Origin of the sequence: Micromonospora sp. NBC_00421 (assembly GCF_036017915.1) — a bacterium.
GTDB lineage: Bacteria > Actinomycetota > Actinomycetes > Mycobacteriales > Micromonosporaceae > Micromonospora.
Genome location: NZ_CP107929.1, coordinates 4,047,138 through 4,072,029 on the forward strand (window position 1 = coordinate 4,047,138; position 24,892 = coordinate 4,072,029).

Sequence of the window (24,892 nt, forward strand, 5' to 3'; positions counted from 1 at the left end):
GGCGGCCGGCAGGGTGGCGCCGGAGCGTGGTGGGATCCCACCCCCACCACGCTCCAGGTCAGCGCAGGCGGCGACCCCGGGGGATCGGGTCGGTCTCGTCGTCGAACTCGCCGATGACCTCTTCGAGCAGGTCCTCCAGCGCCACGAAGCCGATCGGCCGGGTCGGGCCGCCACCGTTGCGGACCAGCGCCAACTGGGCCTGGTCGGCGCGCATCGCGGCGACCGCTTCGGTGACCGAGGAGGTGGCCGGCAGGGTGAACGACCGGCTCATCAGCTCGGCTGCGGTGGCCGCCCGGCCGGTGGTGACCGCCCGGACCGCCTCCCGGACGTGCACCAGCCCGCACACCTCGCCGCCGCCGTCGAGGACGGCGAGCCGGGACCGGCCGCTGTCCCGGCTGACCTGTTCGATCCGCTCGGCGGTGTCGTCCCGGTGCACCGTGACGATCTGGTCGAAGGGTTCCATCACCTGGGCGACGGTGGTGCCCTGCAACTCCAGCATGCTGGTCAGCATCTGGTGCTGCTCGGCGCCGAGCAACCCGTGCTCGCGGGACTGCTCCAGCAGGATGCGCAGCTCGTCCGGGCCGTGGACCTGGGCGAGCTGGTCCTGCTGCTGCACCCCGACCAGCCGTAGCATCACGTTGGCCAGGGCGTTGAGCAGGGACAGCACCGGCCGGGCGACCCGGGCGAAGGCCCGGAACGGCAGCGCCAGCAGCGTCGCCGAGCGCTCGGCGTCGGTGATCGCCCAGGACTTCGGGGCCATCTCGCCGACCACCAGGTGCAGGAACGTCACCAGCCCCAGCGCGAAGACCAGCGCGACGACGTGGCTGGCCGCCGCCGGCAGCCCGACCGCGTGCAGCAGCGGGCTGAGCAGGTGCTCGATCGCCGGTTCGGCCAACGCGCCCAGGCCCAGCGTGCACAGGGTGATGCCGAGCTGCGCGCCGGCCAGCATCAGGGACAGTTCGCGTACCCCGTCCAGGGCGGCGCGGGCGGCCCGACCGCCACCGGCGGCGGTCTGTTCCAGCCGGTAGCGCTTCGCCGCCACCAGGGCGAACTCGGCGGCCACGAAGAAGCCGTTGAGCGCGAGCAGCAGCACCGAGACCAGCAGTGCGACAACGGGGCTCATGACCGTTCCTCCCCACTGCGGGCGGCGTGGCTGTCCGCCCCGCCCGGGTCGTCGGCCATGGTGAGCCGGACGGAGTCGGCCACGTGCCGGTCCACCGTGAGCACCTCGACCAGGGCCTTCGGCCGCTCCGCCGGCTCCTCGCCGTCGGCCGGTAGCGTGATCTCCAGCCGGTCACCCACCTCGGGCACCCGGCCCAGCTCCCGCATGACCAGCCCGGAGAGGGTGTCGTACTCGGGGGCCTCGGGCAGGGAGATGCCTGTGCTGTCGGCGACCTCGTCGATCCGCCAGCGGGCCGGCACCACCCAGGAGCCGTCCTCCTGGCGGGCCGGGGCCCGGTCGGGCGGGTCGTCCTCGTCACGGATCGGCCCGACCAGCTCCTCGGCGATGTCCTCCAGCGTGATCACGCCGGCGAAGCCGCCGTACTCGTCGACCACGCAGGCGAGCTGCCGGTGCCCGGACCGCAGCCGGTCCAGCACCGTGGGCAGTGGCAACGTCTCCGGCACCAGCAGCGGCGGTACGGCCACCGCGCTGACCGGGGTGGTGGCCCGCTCTGCCGGGGGCACCCCGAGCACGTCGGAGATGCCGATCACGCCGACCAGGTCGTCGACGCCGTCGGCACCGCGTACCGGGAAGCGGGAGTGGCCGGTGTCGAGCAGCTCGACGACCCGGCTGACCGGCTCGTGTGCCCGGATGGTGTGCACGTCGACCCGGGGGACCATGGCCTCCCCGGCGGTCAGCTCCCGGAAGTCGAGACCCCTGTCGAGCAGGTCGGACATCTCGGCGTCGAGGTGCCCCTCCTCCCGGGACTCGGCGATGATCTGTTCCAGGTCGGCGGGGGTGGCACCGCTGGGCAGCTCCTCGATCGGCTCGATGCCGAGGCGGCGCAGCAGCCGGACGGCGGCCCGGTCGAAGAGGGTGATCAGCGGCCCGGCCACCTTCAGGTAGATCAGGGTGGACCGGCTCAGCGCACGGGCCAGCGGCTCGGGTCGGGCGATGGCCAGGTTCTTGGGGGCCAGCTCGCCGAGGACCATCTGCACGACGGTGGCGATGACCAGGGCCAACGCCACCGACAGCGGCAGGCTGACGCTGCTTGCGACGCCGACGCCGCCGAGCAGCTCGGCCAGCCCGCCGCCGAGGTAGGGCTCGGCGGCGTAACCGACGAGCAGGGCGGTCACCGTGATGCCGAGCTGCGCGCCGGAGAGCATGAACGACAACCGCCCGGTGACCTCCAGGGCGCGGGCCGCCTTGGCGTCGCCGTCGTCGGCGAGCTGCTTGAGTTTGCCCCGGTCGACGGCGACATAGCCGAACTCCTGGGCGACGAAGTAGCCGGTGGCGGCGGTGAGAACGATGATGAGTGCGAGGCCGACGACGATCAACACGGGTCGCTCAGGGCTCCCGTGGACGCCGGGGCAAGGGATTGCCGGGCACGACCCGGCTGGCTACTGCTGCCCTCCTGGGCAGAAGAGTCGATCATCCGGCAATTCTATCCGCGCTCGCTGCGAGCCCGCTGGGGGTGGGCACAAAGTTCCTGCTCGTCCCGCTATCCACCAGCCCGCGGCCGGCGCTCGGGTTCGGGCTCGGCCAACTCGTCGACGTCGAGCAGGCTGCGGTCGACCCGGCCCGACCGGTAGGCGGCCCGGCCGATCATCTGGGCGGCCACCGGCGCGGTGGCCAACTGGAACACCCCGACCAGCACGATCATGCCCAGATCGGCGGTGGTACGCAGCCGCAGCGCCAAGCCGACGAGCAGCAGCAGCACCCCGAGCACCTGGGGTTTGGTGGCGGCGTGCATCCGGTCCAGCACGTCCGGGAAGCGCAGCACGCCGATCCCGGCGACGAGGCTGAGCAGCGCCCCGGCGACCAGGGCGACGGCGGCCAGCCAGTCGAGCACCGTACCCACGCTCACGGCTGCTCCCCGGTGGCCGGCGCAGGCCTCGTCCGACCGCGACCCGGTGTCGCGCCGGGCCGGCTCACGATTCCTCCCGGGCGGCGAACCGGACCAGGGCGACCGAGCCGACGAAACCGAGCAGGGAGAGCACCACGAGCACCGGCAGCGTGGTGGCGTGCCGGTTCACCGCCGCCTCCGCGCCGACCGCGCCGAGCATGGTGGCGAGCAGCAGATCGGCGGCGATGACCCGGTCCAGCAGCGACGGGCCCCGGTAGATCCGGGCCAGCGCCAGCAGCGCGGTGGTCGACAACAGCACGGTCAGGACGACGGCGAGGACGACGATCACGGTGCCTCCGTGGGTTCGGTGGTGAGCTGCCGCAACTCGGCGTTCGAGCCGACGGCCCGGACGATGCGTTCCTCGACGGCGAGGATCCGGTCCCGGCTGCCGGTCAGGTCGGCCGGCGAACGCACGTCGAGCACGTGCACGTAGAGCACGCCGGCGTCCCGGTCCACCTCGACGATCAGGGTGCCCGGCACCAGGGAGAGCAGCTCGGCGGTGAGCGCCAGGTTCAGGTCGGTGCGGATCCGCAGCGGCACCCCGATGATCGCGCCGCGCGGGCGGAAACCGGGGCGCACGGCGATGGCGGCGACGTGGATGCTGGCGCTGACCAGTTCGACCACGAAGGTGCCGGCGAGCACCAGCAGCGCCCGGGGCCGCAACCGGCCGCCGAAGGAGACCGGCGGGAGCGGGAAGAACAGCAGCACCGCGCCGCCGACAAGCACGCCGGTGAGGAGGTTGGCCGGGGAGAAGTGCCCCCACAGCAGGTTCCAGATGACGACCAACCAGCCGAGGGCGATGAGCTGGTCCCGGCGGCGTCCGGTACGCCGCGGTGCCGACGCGCCGGTCACGGCGACCCGCCGGGCAGGACGGCCCGCACGTACGGGGTGCGTAGCCGCAGGTCGGTGGCGGCGTCGGCGGTGACCCGGAACAGCGGGCCGGCGGCGACGGTGAGGGCCAGCCCCAGCACCACCAGGGCGGTGGTGGCCCCGACCATCAGCCGGGGCAACCGGGACACCGGGTCGGCGGTGGCCAGCTGTGGGGCCCGCCAGAACGCGATGTTCCACACCCGGGACGTGGCGTAGAGGGTGAGCAGGCTGGTCACCGTTCCGGCGACGACAAGCACCCAGGGCAGCGGGCCGCCGTGTGCCACCCCGGCCTGGAGCAGGCCGACCTTGCCGAGGAAACCGGAGAACGGCGGGATGCCGGCCAGGTTCATCGCGGGGACGAAGAAGAGCACCGCCAGCAGCGGGGCGACCCGGGCCAACCCGCCGAGCCGACGCAGGTCGGTGCTGCCGGCCCGCTCCTCGACCAGGCCGGCGACCAGGAACAGCGTGGTCTGGATGGTGATGTGGTGCACCACGTAGAAGATCGCGCCGGAGAGCGCGGCGGTGGTGCTCAGCGCCACCCCGAAGATCATGTAGCCGATGTGGCTGACCAGGGTGAACGAGAAGAGCCGCTTCAGATCCGACTGGGCCACCGCGCCGAGCACGCCGATCACCATGGTCAACCCGGCCCCCACCATCAGCAGGTTGGCCACCTCGGTGCCGGGGAAGAGCAGGGTCTGGGTCCGGATGACCGCATAGACGCCGACCTTGGTGAGCAGGCCGGCGAAGACGGCGGTGACCGGGGCCGGCGCGGTCGGGTAGCTGTCCGGCAGCCAGGCGGAGAGCGGGAAGAGCGCCGCCTTGATGCCGAAGGCGAGCAGCAGCATCAACTGCAACGCCAGCCGTACGCCGTCGGGCAGCGCGTCGAGCCGGCCGGCGAGCTGCGCCAGGTTGAGGGTGCCGGTGGCCGCGTACACCAGTCCCACCGCGGCCAGGAAGATCATCGAGGAGAGGATGCTGACCACCACGTACGTCGAGCCGGTGCGGAGCCGGGCCTCGGTGCCGCCCAGGGTGATCAGCACGAAGCTCGCCGCGAGCAGGATCTCGAAGCCGACGAAGAGGTTGAACAGGTCACCGGCGAGGAACGCGTTGCAGATCCCAGCCGTCAGCACCAGGTACGTCGGGTGGAAGATGCTCACCGGCGCGGACTCGCTGGTCTCCGCGCGCCCCTGGCCGACCGAGTAGAGCAGCACGCAGAGCGTGACCGCCGAGGAGACCACCAGCATCAGCGCGGCGAGCTGGTCGGCGACCAGCACGATGCCGACAGGTGCGTGCCAGCCGCCCACCTCGACCACCACCGGCCCATGCCGGTACGCCCGCACCAGCAGCAGCACCGCGACGACCAGGTTGGTGCCGAGCGCGACCACACTGATGGCCCGCTGCACCCGGGGGCGGTTCACCAGGATCAGGGTGAGCGCCGCGCCGAGCAGCGGCACCACCACCGGCAGCGGGAGGAGGCGGGTCATCGCGTACCGCCCGACCGGCGTGGTCGTCGGGTCGGCTGCGGGTCGACCTGCTCCGGGTCGTCACCGGGCCCCTCACCACCGAGGTCGGCGTTGGCCACCTCGTTGCGGGCGGCGAGCGCGACGATCTGCTGGTCCTCCACGTCGTCCTGCACCTCGTCGTTGCCGCTGAGATACCAGCTGCGGTACGCCACGGCGGCGAGGAAGGCGGTCAGCCCGAAGGTGATCACGATGGCGGTGAGCACCATCGCCTGCGGCAGCGGGTCGCTCATCTCGTCCTCCGGGCCGGCGCCGACCACAGGTGCCCCACCGGAGCGGCCACCGACCAGGATGAGCAGGTTCACCCCGTTGCCGAACACGATCACGCCGAGCAGGATCCGGGTGAGGCTGCGTTCCAGCAGCAGGATCACCCCGGTGGCGGTGAGCACGCCCACGGCGATCACCAGCACCAGCGTGGGTCCCGCCCCACCGTCCCTCACCGCCGGTCCCCCTCGTGGTCGACGACGAGCCCCCGGTCGGACTTGCCGGCCGCCTCGACGTGCCTGTCGATCTCGGCACCGAGACTGCGCAGGATGTCCAGCATCAGCCCCACCACGATCAGGTAGACGCCGATGTCGAAGAAGAGCGAGGTGACCAGGTACGGCCCGCCGAGGCCGGGCAGCGGCAGGTCGACCTTGACGCTCTCCAGCACGGTCCCGGTGGTCAGCAGGGAGAGCAGGCCGCCACCGACGCAGATCGCCAGACCGGCGCCGAGCACCGTGCCCGCTCCGACCGGGGCCGCCTCGGCCAACTCGTAGCGACCGCCGGCCAGGTAGCGCACGGCCAGCGCCAGGCTCGCCACCAGGCCACCGGCGAAGCCGCCGCCCGGCGCGTTGTGGCCGGAGAAGAGCAGGAACAGGGAAAAGAGCACGATGGTGTGGAACAGCAGCCGGGTCACCACCTCGAAGACGATGGATCGCCGTCGCTCGTGCAGGGTCGCCCCGCCGCGCAGCCAGACCGGCCGGTCGTCGCGGTGGCGCGAGGCGGGTTCGACCCGACGCGGACGCGGCCCGGTGCGCGACCGCTCGAAGATCAGACTGGCCACCCCGGTGGCCGCCACCACCAGCACCGAGATCTCCCCCATGGTGTCCCAGGCGCGGATGTCCACCAGGGTCACGTTGACCACGTTGCGTCCGTAGCCCTCGGCGACGGCGAGCGCCGGGAAGGCGGTGGAGATGGGCACCGCGGTACGGGCCCCGGAGGCGATCAGCGCCAGACCGGCAAGCACCACCCCGACGGCGAGGCCGAGCAGCCGACGGGCCCACCGGCTGCGGCGCAGCGGTCGGGCGGAGAAGCGCTCCGGCAGTCGCCGCAACACCAGGACGAAGACGGCGATGGTGGCGGTCTCCACCAGGAACTGGGTAAGCGCCAGGTCGGGCGCTCCGTAGAGCACGAACAGCATCGCCGTCCCGTAGCCGGTCACCCCGACCAGCAGCATCGCGGTCAGCCGCCGTCGGGCGTTGACCGCGAAGACCGCCGCGACCCCGATGACCACGCCGACCACCAGTTGCAGCGGGCTGTCCCAGACCGCGATCCGGGTGCGCCACGGGCTCGTGCTGACCAGGGCGGTGCCCGGCACCAGCACCAGGGCCAGCAGCACGGTGCCGAGATACAGCGGCAGTGAGCCGCGCTGGGTCGCTCCGGTGACCTCGATGGCCAGCCGGTCGAACCGGTGGGTGATCCACTCGTACCCCTGGTTGCCGTTGAACGGCAGCCGCCACCGGGCCAGCGTCGGGGCGAGCGGGCCGCGCACCGCGTGCAGCAGGAACCCGCCGGCCAGCGCCAGCGCGGACAGGCCGAGGGCGGGGGTGAGGCCGTGCCAGAGGGCGAGCGTCTCGTCCGGCGGGCCGAAGAGTTCCGCGTACGGGCCGAGCAGGCCATCCAGCACGGCGGCGGCGGGGCCGGCGACCAGCCCGGCCAGCGCGAGCAGGGTCGGCGGGGCGAGCATCGGCAGCGGGATCGGCTCCGGCTCGGTGGCCGCGACGCCGGGGCGGGTGGCGAAGGCACCCCAGAGGAAGCGGATGCTGTAGGCGACGGTGAGCACGGTGCCCAGGACCAGCCCGGCCAGCACCACGGGCCGGTCGACCGTGGCCGCGAAGATCGCCTCCTTGGCGACGAAGCCGAGCAGCGGCGGCACGCCCGCCATCGAGGCGGCGGCGAGCGTGGCGACCGCTGCCAGCACCGGCGCCCGACGGCCGAGGCCGGAGAGTTCCCGCAGGTCGCGGGTGCCGACGTCGTGGTCGATGATGCCGATCACCAGGAACAGCGCCGCCTTGAACAGGGCGTGGGCGAGCAGCATCGCCACCCCGGCGAGCGCGGCGTCCGCGCTGCCCGTGCCGATCGTCACGGTCAGCAGGCCGAGCTGGCTGACCGTGCCGTAGGCCAGCAGGAGTTTCAGGTCGCACTGACGCAGCGCCGCCCAGCCGCCGACGAGCATGGTGACCAGGCCGAGGGTGAGCAGCACAGGACGCCACGGGCCGGCGTCGGCGAGCACCGGGGCGAGCAGGCCGATCAGGTAGACGCCCGCCTTGACCATCGCCGCCGCGTGCAGATAGGCGCTGACCGGGGTGGGCGCGGCCATCGCCACCGGCAACCACCCGTTGAACGGCACGATCGCCGACTTGGCAAGCGCGCCGGTCAGGATCAGCAGCACCGCGGCGACAAGCGTCCCGCCGGCGGGCAGCGGGGCGTCGGCGATCTCCGACCAGCGGTAGGTGCCGGCGTGTCCGCCGAGGATCAGGAAGCCGAGCAGCATGGCCAGCCCGCCCAGGGTGGTGACGGTAAGTGCCTGGGCCGCCGCCCAGCGGCTGGAGCGCCGTTCGGTGCTGTGCCCGATGAGCAGGTAGGAGAAGACGGTGGTGAGTTCCCAGAAGACGTAGAGCAGCAGCAGGTCGTCGGCGAGGACCAGGCCGAGCATCGCCCCGGCGAACGCGACAAGCACGGCGACGAACCGGGGCAGGCCCACCGAGCCGGCCGCGAAGTACCTGCCGCAGTAGACCAGGACCAGCGCGCCGACCCCGCCGACCAGCAGGGTCATCAGCCAGGACAGCGTCGTCATCCGCAACGCCACGTCGAGGTCCAGCTGACCGACCCAGGGGTACGTCTCGACGACCGCGCCGCCGTCGCGGACCGTCGGGGTGCGGGCCAGCGCCCAGCCGAACGCGGCGGCGGGCACCAGCGCGAGCGGGTAGCAGGCGCGTGGCCCCCACCGTCGGACCAGTAGCGGTGCGAGCAGCGCCGCCACCAGGTGGAGGAGCAGCAGTACGAGCACGCGTCCTCCCGTCGAACTGGCGGCGCGCGCCGGGCGAGTTGTCCCGGCCAGCACCGATCACACGCCAGTTCAGCCCGTTATGGGCGGTTTTCGGGAAATCGTGCCCGCTGTCGACGCAGATCAACGCGGGCGTCGACCACACATGACGTGCTCAGCCGGGCGAGGCGTCGCCACCGGAGAGCACGGGAGCCAGGTCCCGGCGGGGCTCGGCCAGCAGGTCGGGGCGGCCGAGCTGGCGGGCCACCTTGTCGACCACCCGCTGGGCGACGGCGAGTGAGCGCACCGGGAGCAACTTGCCGCGGCTCTCCCGGCGGAGCACGAAGTAGTGCACGGCGACCCGCACCTGCCCCCGGTCGGCGGCGCTGGACTGGGCGGTGGAGACGACCAGCTCCCGCAGGCTGTCGGCGAGGCGCTCGGCAAGCGCCAACTCCGGGCCGCGCAGACTGGTCCGCAGGGCGGCGAGGTGCCCGTCCACCTTGCGGATGAGCACGTCCGTGCCGGGCGTCGGGCCACGCTCCTCGACGAACATCCGATTCCTTTCCCCGTTGCCACGTTTCCGGTGAAGTTACTTTATGTCGTTACTCACAAGCAAGCAGTTAAGTAAGACTTAACGCACTAAACGCATATTCCGCCTTTAGCTTCCAGCTGTCCGACAGAACGCCATCCGTTCCCACGGAATGTCGCCCCGTCGGGGCAGGATGGGTGCGTGACGGGGAAGCGGGGCACGGCAGACCAGACGCCAGCGGGGGCGGCAGTGCCCGCCGGCTTCGGGCCGGCCACCCGGGAATGGTTCACCGCCGCCTTCGCCACGCCCACCCCCGCCCAGCTCGGCGCCTGGCATTCGGTGGCTGCCGGCCGCAATGCCCTGGTCGTGGCCCCGACCGGCTCGGGCAAGACCCTCGCCGCGTTCCTCTGGTCGCTCGACCGGCTGGCCGACGCCCCACCTCCGGTCGACGCCCGGCAGCGCTGCCGGGTGCTCTACGTCAGCCCGCTCAAGGCGCTCGCGGTCGACGTCGAGCGCAATCTCCGCGCCCCGCTCGCCGGCATCCGGCAGGCGGCCACCCGGCTCGGCGTGACCCCACCGGACATCACCGTCGGGATGCGCACCGGCGACACCCCCGCCGACGAACGCCGGGCCTTCGCCCGTACCCCGCCGGACATCCTCATCACCACCCCCGAGTCGTTGTTCCTGCTGCTCACCTCGGCGGCCCGGGATTCGCTGCGCGGGGTCGAGACGGTCATCGTCGACGAGGTGCACGCGGTCGCCGGCACCAAGCGTGGCGCCCACCTGATGCTCTCCCTGGAACGCCTCGACGCGCTGCTGGCCCGGCCCGCCCAACGGATCGGCCTGTCCGCCACGGTCCGGCCGATCGACGCCTGCGCCCGGTTCCTCGGCGGTGCCCGCCCGGTCGACGTGGTGCAGCCGGCCATGCCCAAGACGATCGAGGTGAGCGTCCAGGTCCCGGTGGAGGACATGACCCGGCTCGACGAGACCGAGCAACCCCCGCCGGACGACCTGGGCGGTCCCGGTCCGCGCCGGGCCTCGATCTGGCCCGCGGTGGAGGAACGGGTCTTCGGGCTGATCCGGGCGCACCGCTCGACGATCGTCTTCACCAACTCCCGACGCAGCGCCGAGCGGCTCTGCGCCCGGCTCAACGAGCTGGCCACCGAGGAGGTGCCCGCCGCCGACGCCGGGCCGCCGGCCGAGGTGATGGCCCAGTCGGGTGCGGCGGCCGGCGCGGATGCGGTGATCGCCCGCGCCCACCACGGCAGCGTCTCGCGGGAGGAACGCAAACAGATCGAGGAGGCACTCAAGTCCGGCCGGCTGCCCGCCGTGGTGGCCACCTCCAGCCTGGAGCTCGGCATCGACATGGGGGCGGTCGACCTGGTGGTGCAGATCGAGGCCCCCCCGAGCGTCGCGGCGGGTCTGCAACGGGTCGGCCGGGCCGGGCACCAGGTGGGCGCGGTGTCCCGGGGGGTGGTCTTTCCCAAGCACCGGGGCGACCTGCTCTCCTGCACCGTGGTCGCGGAGCGGATGACGGCCGGTGCCATCGAGGAGCTGCACTATCCGCGCAACCCGCTCGACGTGCTCGCCCAGCAGGTCGTCGCCATGGTCGCCCTCGAACCGTGGTCGCTCGGCGACCTGGCGGTGCTGGTCCGCCGGGCCGCACCCTTCGCCGAGCTGCCCGACTCGGCGTTGCACGCCGTGCTCGACATGCTCTCCGGCCGCTACCCGTCGACCGCCTTCGCCGAGCTGCGTCCCCGGCTGGTCTGGGACCGGGCCACCGACGTGCTGACCGGCCGGCCGGGTGCCCAGCGCCTCGCCGTCACCAGCGGTGGCACCATCCCCGACCGGGGATTGTTCGGGGTCTTCCTGGCCGGGGCCGAGCGCGCCGCCCGGGTCGGCGAGCTCGACGAGGAGATGGTCTACGAGTCCCGGGTCGGCGACGTCTTCCTGCTCGGCTCGTCGTCCTGGCGGATCGAGGAGATCACCCCCGACCGGGTGCTGGTCTCCCCCGCTCCCGGCCAGGCGGCCCGGATGCCGTTCTGGAAGGGCGACCAGCTGGGCCGTCCGGTCGAGCTGGGGCGGGCCATCGGTGCCCGGGTCCGGGCGTTGCTGCGCCTCGACGACGACGCCGCCCTGACCGCGCTGCGCGCCGGCGGTCTGGACGACTGGGCGGCCGGCAACCTGATGGCGTACCTGCGGGAGCAGCAGGCCGCCACCCGCTCGCTGCCCGACGACCGGACGGTGCTGGTCGAGCGGTTCCGCGACGAGCTGGGTGACTGGCGGCTCGCCGTGCACAGTGTGCTCGGGGCCCGGGTCAACGGGCCGTGGGCGTTGGCCATCGGCCGCCGGCTGGCCGAACGCTACGGGGTGGACGCCCAGGTCATGCCCTCCGACGACGGCATCGTGGTGCGGCTGCCGGACACCGCCGAGGAACCGCCCGGCGCCGAGCTGGTGGTCTTCGAGCCCGACGAGATCGCCCAGCTGGTCGAGGAGTCGGTGGGCACCTCGGCGCTCTTCGCCGCCCGGTTCCGCGAGTGCGCCGCCCGGTCGCTGCTGCTGCCCCGGCGTGACCCGCGCCGCCGGCAGCCACTGTGGCAGCAGCGCCAACGCGCCGCCCAACTGCTCGACGTGGCCCGCGAGTACGCCGACTTCCCGGTCACCCTGGAGGCCGCCCGGGAGTGCCTGCAGGACGTCTTCGACCAGCCCGCCCTGACCGGGTTGATGCGCGACCTGGCCAGCCGGAAGGTCCGCCTGGTCGAGGTGGCGAGCGAACGCCCCTCGCCGTTCGCCAGGTCGCTGCTCTTCGGCTATGTCGGGGCGTTCCTCTACGAGGGGGACGCCCCGTTGGCCGAGCGCCGGGCCGCCGCGCTGGCGCTGGACCCGACCCTGCTCGGGGAGTTGCTCGGCCGGGTGGACCTCCGCGAGCTGCTCGACCCGGCGGTGCTCGCCGAGACCGAACGGCAGCTGCGCTGGCGCACCGACCAGCGTCGTCCCCGCGACGCCGAGGACGTGGTCGAGCTGCTCCGGGTCGTCGGCGACCTGACCGAGGCGGAGCTGGCCGAGCGGGGCGTACCGGTGCAGTGGCCGGCGGAGCTGGCGGCGGCCCGGCGGGCGCTGCGGGTCCGGATCGCCGGCGAGGAACGCTGGGTGGGCATCGAGGACGCCGCCCGGCTGCGCGACGCGCTCGGGGTGGCCCTGCCGGTGGGGGTGGCCGAGGCGTACCTGTCGCCGGTGGCCGACCCGCTCGGCGACCTGGTCGCCCGGTACGCCCGTACCCACGGGCCGTTCGCCGCCGCGACCTGCGCGGCCCGGTTCGGGCTCGGGGTGTTCGTGGTGGAGCAGGCGTTGCGTCGGCTCGCCGCGACCGGGCGGGTGGTGGCCGGCGAGTTCGCCCCGGACACCGTGGGCACCCAGTGGTGCGACGCCGAGGTGCTGCGGCTGCTGCGCCGGCGGTCGCTCGCCGCGCTGCGCCGGGAGATCGAGCCGGTGCCGCCCCGGGTGCTGGCCACCTTCCTGCCCCGCTGGCAGCAGGTCGGTTCGTCGGCGCGTGGGGTGGAGGCGGTGGCCGCCGCGGTCGAGCAGTTGCAGGGCTCGGCGGTGCCGGCGTCGGCGTGGGAGCGGTTGGTGCTGCCCGCCCGGGTCGCCGACTACTCCCCCGCCCAGCTCGACGAGCTGTGCGCCGGTGGTGAGGTGGTGTGGGCCGGGTCGGGGGCGATCTCCGGCGGTGACGGCTGGCTCACCCTGGCGTACGCGGACGTCGCGCCGCTGCTGCTCCCCCCGCCGGACGACGCGTTCGCCGGCACCCCGCTGCACGCCGCCGTGCTGGACGCGCTCGCCGACGGGCAGGCGCTGTTCTTCCGTTCGCTGTCCGACCGGGTGGGTTCGACAGACGACACCGCGCTGACCGCGGCGATCTGGGACCTGGTCTGGGCGGGGCAGCTCACCAACGACACCCTCGCCCCGCTGCGGGCGGCGCTCGGCGCGGGCGGGGCGCACCGGTCCCGTCCGGCCGCCCCGCGGACCCGCTACCGCCGCCCGGGTCGGGTGGCGCTGCCCAGCCGGGGAGGTCCGCCCACGGTGGCCGGGCGCTGGTCCCGGCTGCCGGAGCGGGACACCGACCCGACCCGACGGGCCGCCGCCCTGGCCGATCTGCTGCTCGACCGGCACGGGGTGGTGACCCGGGGCGCGGTGGTGGCCGAGCAGGTGACAGGCGGTTTCGCCGCCGTCTACCCGGTGCTCGCCGCGCTGGAGGAGCGCGGCGCGGCCCGCCGGGGCTACTTCGTGGAGGGGCTCGGCGCGGCACAGTTCGCGGTGCCCGGCGCGGTGGACCGGCTGCGGGCGCTCGCCGATCCGGCCGACCGTGCCCGGGACCGGGGCGACGGGCCGACCACTGTGCTCGCCGCCACCGACCCGGCCAACCCGTACGGCGCGGCGCTGCCCTGGCCGGAGCGGGCCGTCGACTCCGGTGACGGCGCCGCACCGGGCACCGGACACCGGGCCGGTCGCAAGGCCGGGGCGGTGGTGGTCCTTGTCGGTGGTGAGCTGGCCCTCTACGTCGAGCGGGGCGGGCGGACGATCCTCTCCTTCACCGACGACGCCGACGCGCTGGCCGCCGCCGGCAAGGCGCTCGCCGGCGCGGTGCACTCCGGGGCGTTGGGGGCGATGTCGGTGGAACGGGCCGACGGCGAGGCGGTGCACTCCTCACCGCTGCGCGACGCGCTCACCGCCGCCGGTTTCCGGGCCACCCCCCGCGGCCTGCGCCTGCGCGGCTGACACGGGGCGGCTCAGCTCAGCTTGGCCAGCACGTCGTTGTAGCGCTTCTGCTCGGCGGCGCTGGTCTTGGTGCCCAGGTAGTTGAGCACCACGGCACCGGCCCGGTACGCCTTGGCCCCCCACAGGTCCGTCTGGTTGGTGGCGGCGGCCTCGTCGGGGAAGACGTAGACGGCGACGGTGTCGGTGACCAGCAACTGGGCGCAGCCGATCCCCGTACCGTCGGGTCCGCAGTCCTTGGAGCGGTCCTGCGGGTCGGGCACCTTCAGCCCGGCGGCCTGGAACGCTTCGACCACCTTGCGGGCCGCGGGGGCGCCCTTGTCCTTGGTCGGCCTCACGAACGGCGGGGTGGAGGGGCTCTCCGACGGCGTGACGCCCGGCTTCGCGGCCTTCGGTGCGCCTTCCGTCGGGGCGGCCTCACTGGTGGCAGGCGCTTTCGACCGGCCGTCGGCCCAGGCCCCGCCGTCCCGCTCGTCGGCGGGGTCGTCGCCGCACCCGGCCAGGGCCAGGGCGATCAGGACGGTGGCGGTCGCGGAGAGGATACGAAGGCGTTTCGTCACCCCGGCAGTCTGCCGAACCCGGTCCGTGGGCGGCACCGGCCGGTCGGCCGATCGGGGTGTCCGGTCAGTGGTAGGGCGGTCGCCGCACTAGCCTGCCGGGATGACCCCGACCGCCTGGATCTCGTTGACCACCGACTACGGACTCGCCGACGGGTTCGTGGCCGTCTGCCACGGGGTGATCGGCCGGATCGCCCCGGCGGCACGGGTGATCGACGTGACCCACCTGGTGCCGGCGGGGGACGTCCGCCGGGGCGCGGCGGTGCTCGCCCAGGCCGCACCGCACCTGCCGTACGCGGTGCACGTGGCGGTGGTGGATCCGGGGGTCGGCACGCCCCGGCGGGCGGTGGCGCTGGTCACCCCCGGCGGGCTGCTGGTGGGGCCGGACAACGGGGTGCTGCTCGCGGCGGCGCGGGCGTTGGGCGGGGTGACCTCGGCGGTCGAGTTGACCGCGCCGGGGTGGCTGGCCGCGGAGGTGTCCCGCACGTTCCACGGCCGGGACGTCTTCGCCCCGGTGGCGGCCCGGCTGGCCCTCGGCGACCGGCTGACCGGGGCCGGCCCGCAGGTCGACCCGGCCACCCTGGTGACGCTGCCCCCGCCGGTGCTGCGCCGGGAGGCGGACGGCTTCACCGCCGAGGTGCTCACCGTGGACCACTTCGGCAACGTGCAGCTCGCCGCCGGGGCCGACCTGCTGGCGACGGTGCCCGAGGCGGTGGAGGTCGCCGGCCGACCGGCGGTGCGGGGGCGGACCTTCGGCGACGTGCCGGCCGGGGCGCTTGTCGTGCTCGTCGACTCCGCCGGTCTGGTCGCGGTGGCCTGCAACGGCGGCCGGGCGGTGGACCTGCTCGGGGTCGCCCCGGGCACGACTGTCACGCTACGAGGTCGTATCAGGGGGTGAGCTGCGCTCCCTGCCCGACGTCCGGTGTGGAATGCTGCTGCGGTGGGTGAAGTGTGGGTTCCGGTGGGCTGTCCCTGTTGTGCGTCGCGGACGGGTGGGGGCACCTGTCCGGTCTGCTTCTGGACCGATGACGGCCAGGGTGACGCCGATGCCGACGTGGTGCGGGGCGGGGCGAACGGTGAGCTGAGTCTCACCCACGCCCGGCTGAACTTCGCCGTGTACGGCGCCAGTCATCCCCGCTACCAGGACATGGTCCGTCCGCCCCGCCCGGACGAGCGGCCCTGAACGGTCCCGACGGCGTCGGGTCGCCGGCGGCGCACCGGTCAGCAGGGTGACACGGTGCCGCCGTACACGGTGGACACGTAGGCGTGGCTGACGTACTGGCCGCCGGCCAGCCGGTTCCACCGGTTGGTGGTCCGGTACGTCCCGACCACCGTCTGCCCGCTGACGTAGCACTGGATCGGCACGTGGGCGTACGTGGCGGCGAGCCCCCGGCTGGGGTACGCGGTGCCGGGGCCGGTGCGGATGTTGAGCGGCCCGGAGCCGATCACGCCGCGCGGGCCGGTGCCGGTCCACAGGTACGTCACGTCGACCCAGGCGTTGTCGGTCAACAGCAGGCCGTCCCAGAAGGTGCCGTCGGCGAGGTCGATGCCGGCCGGGTTGAGCACGGTACGCCCGAACTGGTCCCGGCCGCCGTGGTAGCCGTACTGGTAGGCGGCCTGCGCCTCGGGTAGCCCCTGCGGCAGGCCCTTCCAGTTCTCCCGGACGGCGGCGGGGTTCCAGTAGTCGTCACGGGTGTTCCACGGGCCGACGTCCCAGACCGGCGCGTACTCGCAGCGGCTGCCGCTGGTGGTGCAGACCCGCACGGTGTAGTCGCCGCTGTTGAGCGGGGAGAGCCCGCGCCGGGACGGCAGCGCGACGAAGTGGTCCCGGGGTTGGATGGTGCGGCCGTTGGCGGTCACCCCGCCGACCTCGCCCTCCCGGGTGGCGAAGACCCGGTAGCTGCGTACGGCGGTGGGGGCGGGCGTCGGGGCGGCGGTGGTGTCGGCGGTGAGCTGGACCGCGCGTACCGAGGCAGTGGCCTTCGGGTCCCGGGTGGTGAGCAGCACCCGGGCCTGGACCCGGGTGACCGGTCGGTCGAAGACGGCCGGCGCGGTGCCGGCCTCCTGCCACTCGGTCCAGCCGGCGGCCTGCCAGCCCCGCACCTGGACGCCGACGGCGGCACCGGTGGACGCCTCGGCGGTGAGCTCGGCGCGGAGCCGGTTGGCCGGGCCGGCGAGGGTCCGCGCGGGGGCGAGCAGCGCCCCCTCGGCCACCGGCGCGCCCAGCGCGGCGGGCCGGTTGCGCCGGGTCGGGTGGGCGTCGGCCAGGCGCAGCCGGCCGGCACCGAACCGGACGTTGACGTCGTCACCGCCACCGACGGCCAGGTCGAGCGACCAGCGCTCGCCGACGGCGGGCAGGGCGGGGGCGCGGGGTGCGGCGGTCGCGGTGGCCGGGGTGAGACCACCGGCCAGGGTCACGGTCAGCAGGCAGACAAGCAGGGACGACGGGGTACGACAGGAGCCGATGGCCATAAGGTTCTCCTCAGAACCCCCTAATAGTCCATTTTTCATAGATCGGCGGGAAGCACCCTAACAAATAGCGACACATGCGAATTCTGTTCGGCCGAGGGAGGATGTCGGGGTGCCCGAAGGAGACACCGTCTGGAACACCGCCCGCGTCCTGCACCGGGCGCTCGCCGGCACCCGGCTCACCGGCAGCGACTTCCGGGTGCCCGCGCTCGCCACCACCGACCTGTCCGGCTGGACGGTGCGCGAGTCGGTCAGCCGGGGCAAACACCTGCTGCTCCGGCTGACCGCACCACCCCAGGCGACCCCGACCGCCGACTGGACGCTCCACTCCCACCTGCGGATGGACGGTGCCTGGCGGGCGTATGTCCCGGGGGAACGCTGGACGGCCCGGCCGGCACACCTGATCCGGGTGGTGCTGCGCAGCCCGGAGGCGGTGGCGGTCGGTTACCACCTGCACGAGCTGGCCCTACTGCCCACCGTCGAGGAGGAGGGCCTGCTCGGGCACCTCGGCCCCGACCTGCTCGGCCCGGACTGGGATCCGGCCGAGGCGGTCCGCCGGCTCGCCGCCGCGCCCGGGACGACCATCGGCGAGGCGCTGCTGGACCAGCGCAACCTGGCCGGGGTGGGCAACCTCTACAAGTGCGAGCTGCTGTTCCTGCGCGGGCTCTCCCCGTGGACGCCGGTCGGCGCGGTGCCCGACCTGCCCGGCACGGTGGCCCTGGCCCAGCGGCTGCTCGCCGCCAACCGGGGCCGGTGGACCCAGAGCACCACCGGCTCGCTACGCAGGGGGCAGACCAGCTACGTCTACGGCCGGCGGGCCCAGCCGTGCCGCCGCTGCGGCACCGCCATCGGCAAGGAGGAGCTGGGCGAACGGGTCACCTACTGGTGCCCGACCTGCCAGCCGCCGCCCGCCGGGCCCCGCTGACCCCGGGGCCGGCGGGTCACCAGGCCCGCGACCGGACGGCCGGCACGGGCCCGGTCGCCCCGCCGCACCCTCCCGCGTAGCGGGACGACACGGCAGACACGGACGAATGGGTAATTCCTATCCGGCCGTCCAGGTTGCATGCTGCGGTGGAGTGCTCACCGTTCGTCACCACCGGACGCGACCGCCCACCACGCCGGGGTGGGGGTCGGCGCGTCCCCGTGCCCGGGGAGAGCCATGGCCCTGTTCCGTAGACTGCGCCCCCACTGGACGACCCGGGTCGTCCGCACCGACCGCCCCGCCGTGCCGACGGCCCGCAGCGGCGAACCCGATGGTCCCGCCCCGGCGAGCCTCGACCCGGCCGCCGTGCCGCGCTGTTTCGGCCCGGTGCCCAACTTCGCCGGCAGTCCGCTGCCGGTGCGCGATTCGCAGGGCCGGGTGGTCACCGGCACCGGCCTGCGCAAGTTCGTCGACGCGCTCCCCCTGCCCGGTCCGTCGGGCCGCACCGAGTTGGGCGGGTACCTGCCGATCGCCACCCCGGACACGGTCAGCTGGCCGGGCTGCGACTACTACGAGATCGGGCTGTCCGAGTACACCCAGCGACTGCACCGGGACCTGCCCACCACCCGGCTGCGCGGCTACCGCCAGCTCAACCTGGGTACCGACCCGGACGGACACAACACCGTCGCGCCACCGGAGCGGGCCTACCACCTCGGGCCCCTGATCATGGCGCGGCGGGGACGGCCGGTGCGGGTCAAGTTCATCAACCAGCTCCCCACCGGTCCGGCCGGGGACCTGTTCCTCCCGGTGGACACCGGCCTGCAGGGGGCCGGAGCGGGGCCCCTGGAGGGACAGGCGCCCTATCCGCAGAACCGGGCCGTGCCCCAGTTGTCCGGCGCGCACACCGGCTGGATCAGCGCCGGCAACCCGTGGCAGTGGGTGGCCCCGGCCGGGGAGATCACCCCGTACCCGACCGGGCCGGGCCTGGTCCACGTGCCGGACATGCCGCCACCGGGGGCGGGCGCCACCACGCTGTACTACCCGAACGCGCAGAGCGGCCGGCTGATGTGCCTGCAGGACAACACCCTCGGGCTGTCCCGGTTGACCGTGCTGTCCGGTCAGCTCGCCCTCTACCTGCTCACCGACCCGGCCGAGGAGGAGCTGACCGCCGACGGGGTGCTCCCCGCCGACCAGCTCCCCCTGGTGATCCAGGACCGGACCTTCGTCCCCGACGACGCCCAGCTCGCCGCCGAGGATCCCACCTGGGACCGGGAGCGCTGGGGTGCCCGGGGCAACCTGTGGCACCCGCACGTCTACCAGCCCCGGCAGGACCCGTACCGGGACAGCGGGCGCAACCCCACCGGGCGCTGGGACTACGGCCCGTGGCTGCCCGGCGGGGAGGGGCGGGACGAGCCCCGGGTCGGCCCGGTGGACAACCCGCACCACGATCCGGTGGCCGCGCCGCAGGAACCCCCGCAGGCCCCCGGGGTACCGCACCCCAGCGCCGTGCCCGAGGCGTACGGGGACACCATGCTGGTCAACGGGGTCGCCTACCCGTACCTGCGGGTGCGGCCGACGGCGTACCGGTTCCGGATCGTCAACGGTTGCGCCGACCGGGCCCTCAACCTCCAGCTCTACCGGGCCCGCTCGGACGGGCCGATGTGGCGGGCCGACGGGAGTCTCGCCGACGCCGACGCCGGCGAGGTGCCGATGGTGGACGCCGTGCGCGCCCCCGGCCGGCCGGCGGACTGGCCCACCGACGGCCGCGACGGTGGGGTGCCCGATCCGGCCGCCGCCGGCCCGCCCATGATCCAGATCGGCAACGAGTGCGGGTTGCTCCCCGCCCCGGTGGTGGTGCCGAACCGCCCGGTCGGCTACCGGTACGACCGCCGCGACCCGACAGTGCTCAACGTGGACTCCGCCGCACTGCTGCTCGCCCCGGGCGAACGCGCCGACGTGGTCGTGGACTTCGCCACCCTGCCGCCCGGCGCGACGGTGCTGCTCTACAACGACTGCCCGGCCCCGCTGCCCGGCTCCGACCCCCGCTACGACAGGCACACCGACGCCCCGGACCAGCGCGCCGAGGGCGGTGGCCCGGCCACCCTGCCCGGGTACGGACCGAACACCCGTACCCTGCTCCAGTTCCGGGTGACAGGCACCCCCGGCCCCCGGTACGACCTGGACCGGCTGGCCGACCGGCTGCCCGTCGCGTACGCGGCCAGCCAGCGCCCGCCGATCGTGCCGCAACCGGAGTACGACCGGGCGTTCGGCACCACCACCGCCCGGGGTGTGGTCGCCCCCGCGTACGCCACCTCGGTCACCTTCACCCCGCCCGGCGGCACCGGACCGGTCACCCTGCCGGTCCAGGTGAAGACAGTCGGCACGGTCTTCGAGCCGGAGTACGGGCGGCGGGCCGGCCGGCTCGGCGTGCCCCACCCGAACGCCGGGCCGCTCGGCCCGGCCACCCTGCCGCTCGGCCCGGTCGACCCGGCGACCGAGATCCTCGTCGCGGCCGACCCGACGGCCGGGGCGGGCGGGCCCGCCGACGGCATCCAGCTGTGGCGGATCCGCGGCACCGGCCGGCAGACCCACCCGGTCCGCTTCGACGGCTGCGACGTGCAGGTGGTCAACCGGATCGGCGGGGACGGCACGGTCCGCGCCCCGGACGGCGGCGAGTCGGGCTGGAAGCAGACCGTCCGGGTCAACCCGGCCGAGGACGTCGTGGTGGCCCTGCGACCCGAGGTGCCGCCGCTGCCGTTCAAGGTCGCCGACAGCCTCCGGCTGCTCGACCCGACCCGACCCGCCGGGGTACGGCTCGACACCACCCCGGTCAGCCCGTGCGACGGCCGGCCTGCGGCGGTGGTCAACCAACAGGTCAACCTGGGCTGGGAGTTCCGCTGGTCCAGTGCTGCGGCGGGGCTGCGGGACCTGGGCATGAGTCGACCGCTGGTGCTACGGGTCTCGCCCCGCGCGCCGACCGGGCTGACCGCGACCCCGGTGCCCGGCTCGGCGACCGCGCTGCCGGCGATCGCGCTCGCCTGGACGGGCAACGGCAGCCGGCCTGCGGCCACCAGCCACCTGCTCCAGCGGGCCACCGACGCCGGCTTCGGCACCGGACTGACCGCCATCACCGTGGCGGCGACGGCGACCCGCTACACCGACGCCACGATCACCCCGGGCGTCACCTACCACTACCGGATCCGGGCCGAGAACGCCGCCGGCTGCTCGACCTGGTCGAACAGCAGCCCGGCGTCGGTACGCCTGCCCGCGCCGAGCGGGCTGGCCGCGACGGTGCCGCCCGCGGCACCCCTGCGGGTGGCGTTGCGCTGGACGAACCGCTCCTTCGCCACCGGTCTCGACGTGCAGCGGGCCACCAACCCGACCTTCACCAGCGGTCCGGGCACCACCGCCGTCCCGGTGGCCGACCGCCATCTCGATACGGCGATCGCCCCGGACACCACGTACTACTACCGGGTCCGGACCACGTACCTCGGTGCGGCGTCACCGTGGTCGACGGTGGCGACGGTGACCACCCCGCCCGTGCCGGAGGTGCCGACCGGCCTCGCCGCGACTGTCGGCGTCCCCGCGCCGGACACCGCGACGGTGTCGTTGACCTGGGCGGCGAGGCTGCCGCCCGGCCCGGGGGCCGGGTTCGTGGTGCAGCGTGCGGTGGACCCGCAGTTCGGCCGGGAACTGGCCGGCTTCACCGTCACCGGCCGGAGCTTCACCAACACCGGGCTGGCCCGGGGCGTCACCTACCACTACCGGGTCCGCTCGGTCAACGTGGTGGGCAGCTCCCCCTGGACCGCCCCGCTGCCGATCAGCACGCCGTGCTGAGGGTCAGCGGGGCGGGGTGCCGGCCGACCCGGCGGAACTCACCGGGCGGGGGCGCGCAGGGGATCGCCGACGGTGCGCAGCTCGGCCAGGGCGGAGGCGACGCCGTGCAGCAGGTCGGTCGCCTCCATCAGCCGGGCGGCGGCCGGGTCGGCGACGACCTCCGGGTGGGCGTCCTCGGCCACGTAGCCGGCGGCGGCGACGACCAGCCCCTCGTAGGCGGTCACCCCGGTGACCAGCTGGTCGAGCAGGGCCCGGTGGGCCTCGGCGAGCCGGGGCCGGGCCTCCGGCGGGGCGAGCCGCAGGGCCCGTTCCACGCCGGCCGTCCGGTCGGCCAGGTCCCGCAGCGAGCAGTCGGCGGCGGCGGCCTCCAGCACCGCCGGCTCGGCCAGACCGGTCAGCCGGGGCGCGATCCCGGCCAGGGTGAGCGCGGCCCGGTCCAGCCGGGCCCACGACTCGGCGGCGGAGGTACCGCGCAACGCCAACCTGGAGCGGAACCGGCGGGCCTCGGCCAGCACCCCGGGGCCGACCGGTAGTCGTTCGACGGCGGCGACCAGCCGGGCCCGGGACCGGGCGGCGGCCTCGGCCGGATCGAGGGCGGGCGGGGCCGGGCGGGCGGCGAGCGCCCGCAGGTCGACCCAGCGCCAGGCGGCCAGCGCGACGGCGCTGCCCGCCGCGCCGGCCCAGGCCGCATCGGCCAACCCCAGCCCGGCGTACGGGGTCAGCACGGCCGTCGCACCGGTGAGCCCACCCGCCAGTACGCTCCACCGGCGCGCGGAACGCCGCAGCCGGTCCAGTCGACGGAAGTGTCGCGTTCGCTCGTCGGCCACCCGTACCTCCTCGTGCCGGCCGTTCAGCTGGCGGTGGTGTCCCCCACGCCGCGGTCGCGGCTCATGCTGGCCCGGATCTCGTCCAGTCGGGCGGCGGCGGCCGGGTCGGACGCCGGAGCTGCCGGCTGGCCCTGCTGCTGCGCCGCCGGCTGCTCCTGCCGACCGCCGAGCTGGTCACCGGCCATGCTGGCCCGGATCTGCTCCAGCCGGGACGAGCCGGCGCTGTCCAGGGTCGACTTCTGGATCTCCAGCATCCGCCCCTCGACGGAGTTGCCGGCCAGTTCGGCCCGACCCATCGCGTTGGCGTAACGGCGTTCGACGCGGTCGCGCACCTCGTCCAGGGAGGGGGTGTTGGTGGGCGCGGTCAGCGAGGACATCGACTCCAGCGAACGGGCCACGCTCTCCTGCATCTTGGCCTGCTCGAGCTGGCTGAGCAACTTGGTGCGCTCGGCGAGCTTCTGCTGGAGGATCATGGAGTTGTTCTCGACCGCGCGGCGGGCCTGGGCGGCGGCACCGAGCGCCTGGTCGTGCAGGGTCTTGAGGTCTTCGGTGGCCTGCTCGGCGGAGACCAGCTGGGTGGCGAGCACCTGGGCCGACTGCTCGTAGCGACCGGCCTCGGCCTCGTCGCCCTTGGCCCGGGACTGGTCGGCGAGGACCAGCGCCTGCCGGGCGTTGCCCTGGAGCCGCTCGACCTCGGTCATCTGCCGGGAGAGCTTCATCTCCAGCTGACGCTGGTTGCCGATCACCGCCGCCGCCTGCTGGACCAGCGCCTGGTGCTGGCGCTGCGCCTCCTCGATGGCCTGCTGGATCTGCACCTTCGGATCGGCGTGCTCGTCGATCTTGGCACCGAAGAGCGCCATCAGGTAGTGCCAGCCCTTGACGAACGGGTTCGCCATCTCCGCGGTATCCCCTCAGTAGCGTCGCTGCGCCTCGGCCACACCGGGGGGCCGGACGGGCCGCACGGCGCGCCCCCATCGTCGCAGCCGGACGCCAGCAGGGCCGTTCGTACCGCGGGAGGTGCCCCGGCGGCCTGCGATCAACACTACGCGGCGTCGGCCAGCCCGGCCACGGGGACGGACGGCGGTCAGGCGGCGCAGACCACGTCGCGGTCGCTGGGACGGACCCGGGCGCTGCGCAGGGTGGCCTTCAGCGGGGAGTCCTGGCGGACCGAGACGGCAACCGCGCCGTCGGTGGTCACCTGGCGCACACCCCGGCCGGTGGCCTTGCGCACGGCGCCGGCGGGCCCGGCGGCGGCCGGCTCGTCCTGCACCGGCAGGAGCACACCCGGCAACTGCTCGGCGAGTGCGACGGTGTCGCTCACCTCCCGCAGCAGCTCCGACAGGCGGGCACCGAGCGCGTCACAGATGGCGGCGAGCAGCTCGCTGGAGGGTTCCTTCTGGCCGCGCTCGATCTCGGACAGGTAGCCGAGGCTGACGTTGGCGGCGGTGGAGACCTCGCGCAGGGTGCGGTGCTGACCCTGGCGTCGCGCGCGAAGTGCGTCACCGATCACCCGGCGTAGCAGGACCATCGCACCTCCCCCTGAACGGGATTCACTCTCCGCGCGGACGATCGCCCGCGTCGGACGCGGTGGACCGCGCCGCCGCCGACGCCGTACGCCGGAGCCTTCCCGCAACCGTACCCGTTGGCCGGCCCGGCGACATCCCACCCCGCCTGTCGGATCTGGACAAGGCCGGTCAGCGCCGGCCCGCGCCGGCCGGCGGGACGGTGGTCGGCGACCCCGGTACCGAGGCTGGCCCGGCCTCCGGGAAGGCCCTGTGGATCCGCGCCGCGAGCAGGCGTAACGCCTCGATCACCGTGGCCGCCCGGATGTGGTCCCGGCCCCCGTCGAGGTCGAGCCGACGGACCACCGGGCCGCCCGGCCCGGCCACCGCGACATAGACCAGACCGACCGGTCTGCCGTCCTGCGGCTCGGGACCGGCCACCCCGGTGGTGGCCAACCCCCAGTCGGCGTCGCACCGCCGCCGGCCGCCCTCCGCGAGGGCGATGGCCACGTCCGGATCGACGGGTCCGCGTTCGGCAAGCAACTCCTCGGGTACGTCGGCCAGCCGCGCCTTCAGCTCGGTGGCGTAGGTCACCAGGCCACCCCGGTAGACGGAGCTGACCCCGGCGATCCCCACGATCGCGGCGGCCAGCAGCCCTCCGGTCAGGGACTCGACGGTGGCCAGGGTCTGCTGTCGCTCGTGCAGGCTGTGCACCACGCCCGCAGCCGGGCTGCCCACGGGTCGCTCGTGCTTCGCATCGGTCCCCATGCC

The 24,892-nt window shown here is 74.4% G+C and carries 20 protein-coding genes; 5 read left to right on the forward strand and 15 right to left on the reverse strand.

Features of this window, described 5'->3' with window-relative positions:
* Nucleotides 1–58: 58 nt before the first annotated feature.
* The 9 genes from OHQ87_RS16730 to OHQ87_RS16770 form a co-directional block, all read right to left on the reverse strand.
* On the reverse strand, nt 59–1,123 hold the full coding sequence (locus tag OHQ87_RS16730) for a hemolysin family protein (protein ID WP_328338886.1): 1,065 nt from the start codon (nt 1,121–1,123) through the stop codon (nt 59–61).
* Entirely contained in the window at nt 1,120–2,502 is a 1,383-nt protein-coding gene (locus OHQ87_RS16735) for a hemolysin family protein (protein ID WP_328338888.1), read from the reverse strand. The genes OHQ87_RS16730 and OHQ87_RS16735 overlap by 4 nt, the downstream gene beginning before the upstream one ends.
* A gap of 161 nt (nt 2,503–2,663) precedes the next feature.
* Nucleotides 2,664–3,029: a monovalent cation/H(+) antiporter subunit G gene (gene mnhG / locus OHQ87_RS16740; RefSeq protein WP_442930472.1), complete on the reverse strand. Its 366-nt coding sequence runs from the start codon at nt 3,027–3,029 to the stop codon at nt 2,664–2,666.
* 64 nt (nt 3,030–3,093) lie between these two features.
* Nucleotides 3,094–3,357 carry a monovalent cation/H+ antiporter complex subunit F gene (locus OHQ87_RS16745; protein WP_328338890.1) on the reverse strand — a complete coding sequence of 88 codons (264 nt, stop codon included), beginning with the start codon at nt 3,355–3,357 and terminating at the stop codon, nt 3,094–3,096.
* Nucleotides 3,354–3,920 (reverse strand): Na+/H+ antiporter subunit E, encoded by a 567-nt coding sequence (locus tag OHQ87_RS16750; protein WP_328338892.1) that lies wholly within the window; start codon nt 3,918–3,920, stop codon nt 3,354–3,356. The genes OHQ87_RS16745 and OHQ87_RS16750 overlap by 4 nt, the downstream gene beginning before the upstream one ends.
* Nucleotides 3,917–5,422: a Na+/H+ antiporter subunit D gene (locus tag OHQ87_RS16755; RefSeq protein WP_328338894.1), complete on the reverse strand. Its 1,506-nt coding sequence runs from the start codon at nt 5,420–5,422 to the stop codon at nt 3,917–3,919. Before OHQ87_RS16755 ends, OHQ87_RS16750 begins: the two co-directional genes overlap by 4 nt.
* Nucleotides 5,419–5,898, reverse strand: coding sequence for a Na(+)/H(+) antiporter subunit C (locus OHQ87_RS16760; protein WP_328338896.1), 480 nt, complete (start codon nt 5,896–5,898; stop codon nt 5,419–5,421). The genes OHQ87_RS16755 and OHQ87_RS16760 overlap by 4 nt, the downstream gene beginning before the upstream one ends.
* On the reverse strand, nt 5,895–8,729 hold the full coding sequence (locus OHQ87_RS16765) for a Na+/H+ antiporter subunit A (protein ID WP_328338898.1): 2,835 nt from the start codon (nt 8,727–8,729) through the stop codon (nt 5,895–5,897). The genes OHQ87_RS16760 and OHQ87_RS16765 overlap by 4 nt, the downstream gene beginning before the upstream one ends.
* Before the next feature lie 151 nt (nt 8,730–8,880).
* The gene (locus OHQ87_RS16770; RefSeq protein ID WP_328338900.1) at nt 8,881–9,258 is read right to left on the reverse strand and encodes a hypothetical protein; all 378 of its coding nucleotides are present in this window, start codon (nt 9,256–9,258) and stop codon (nt 8,881–8,883) included.
* Nucleotides 9,259–9,435: 177 nt separating this feature from the next.
* Here OHQ87_RS16770 and OHQ87_RS16775 point away from each other — a divergent pair, with 177 nt between their 5' ends.
* The gene (locus tag OHQ87_RS16775) at nt 9,436–14,010 is read left to right on the forward strand and encodes an ATP-dependent helicase (protein ID WP_328338902.1); all 4,575 of its coding nucleotides are present in this window, start codon (nt 9,436–9,438) and stop codon (nt 14,008–14,010) included.
* 11 nt (nt 14,011–14,021) lie between these two features.
* Here OHQ87_RS16775 and OHQ87_RS16780 read toward each other — a convergent pair whose 3' ends face one another.
* The gene (locus tag OHQ87_RS16780; RefSeq protein WP_328338904.1) at nt 14,022–14,567 is read right to left on the reverse strand and encodes a hypothetical protein; all 546 of its coding nucleotides are present in this window, start codon (nt 14,565–14,567) and stop codon (nt 14,022–14,024) included.
* Between the two features lie 100 nt (nt 14,568–14,667).
* Here OHQ87_RS16780 and OHQ87_RS16785 point away from each other — a divergent pair, with 100 nt between their 5' ends.
* Nucleotides 14,668–15,462, forward strand: coding sequence for an SAM hydrolase/SAM-dependent halogenase family protein (locus OHQ87_RS16785; protein ID WP_328338906.1), 795 nt, complete (start codon nt 14,668–14,670; stop codon nt 15,460–15,462).
* 42 nt (nt 15,463–15,504) lie between these two features.
* A complete protein-coding gene (locus tag OHQ87_RS16790) occupies nt 15,505–15,747 on the forward strand; it encodes a CPCC family cysteine-rich protein (RefSeq protein WP_084261072.1) in 243 nt (80 codons plus the stop codon).
* Nucleotides 15,748–15,785: 38 nt separating this feature from the next.
* Here OHQ87_RS16790 and OHQ87_RS16795 read toward each other — a convergent pair whose 3' ends face one another.
* Nucleotides 15,786–17,036 carry a hypothetical protein gene (locus OHQ87_RS16795; protein ID WP_328338910.1) on the reverse strand — a complete coding sequence of 417 codons (1,251 nt, stop codon included), beginning with the start codon at nt 17,034–17,036 and terminating at the stop codon, nt 15,786–15,788.
* Between the two features lie 109 nt (nt 17,037–17,145).
* On the opposite strand from OHQ87_RS16795, the gene OHQ87_RS16800 reads away from it, so the two are divergent.
* Both OHQ87_RS16800 and OHQ87_RS16805 read left to right on the forward strand, forming a co-directional pair.
* Entirely contained in the window at nt 17,146–17,958 is an 813-nt protein-coding gene (locus tag OHQ87_RS16800; RefSeq protein WP_328338912.1) for a DNA-formamidopyrimidine glycosylase family protein, read from the forward strand.
* A gap of 138 nt (nt 17,959–18,096) precedes the next feature.
* A complete protein-coding gene (locus tag OHQ87_RS16805; RefSeq protein WP_328338914.1) occupies nt 18,097–21,792 on the forward strand; it encodes a hypothetical protein in 3,696 nt (1,231 codons plus the stop codon).
* A gap of 38 nt (nt 21,793–21,830) precedes the next feature.
* On the opposite strand, the gene pspM is transcribed toward OHQ87_RS16805, so the two are convergent.
* The 4 genes from pspM to OHQ87_RS16825 all read right to left on the reverse strand — a co-directional run bounded on the left by pspM (nt 21,831) and on the right by OHQ87_RS16825 (nt 24,889).
* Nucleotides 21,831–22,619, reverse strand: coding sequence for a phage shock envelope stress response protein PspM (gene pspM / locus OHQ87_RS16810; RefSeq protein ID WP_328338916.1), 789 nt, complete (start codon nt 22,617–22,619; stop codon nt 21,831–21,833).
* Nucleotides 22,620–22,642: 23 nt separating this feature from the next.
* Nucleotides 22,643–23,515 (reverse strand): PspA/IM30 family protein, encoded by an 873-nt coding sequence (locus OHQ87_RS16815; protein ID WP_328338918.1) that lies wholly within the window; start codon nt 23,513–23,515, stop codon nt 22,643–22,645.
* Between the two features lie 188 nt (nt 23,516–23,703).
* Entirely contained in the window at nt 23,704–24,147 is a 444-nt protein-coding gene (locus tag OHQ87_RS16820) for a helix-turn-helix domain-containing protein (protein ID WP_328338920.1), read from the reverse strand.
* A gap of 166 nt (nt 24,148–24,313) precedes the next feature.
* Entirely contained in the window at nt 24,314–24,889 is a 576-nt protein-coding gene (locus OHQ87_RS16825) for a CinA family protein (protein WP_328338922.1), read from the reverse strand.
* Nucleotides 24,890–24,892 lie beyond the last annotated feature (3 nt).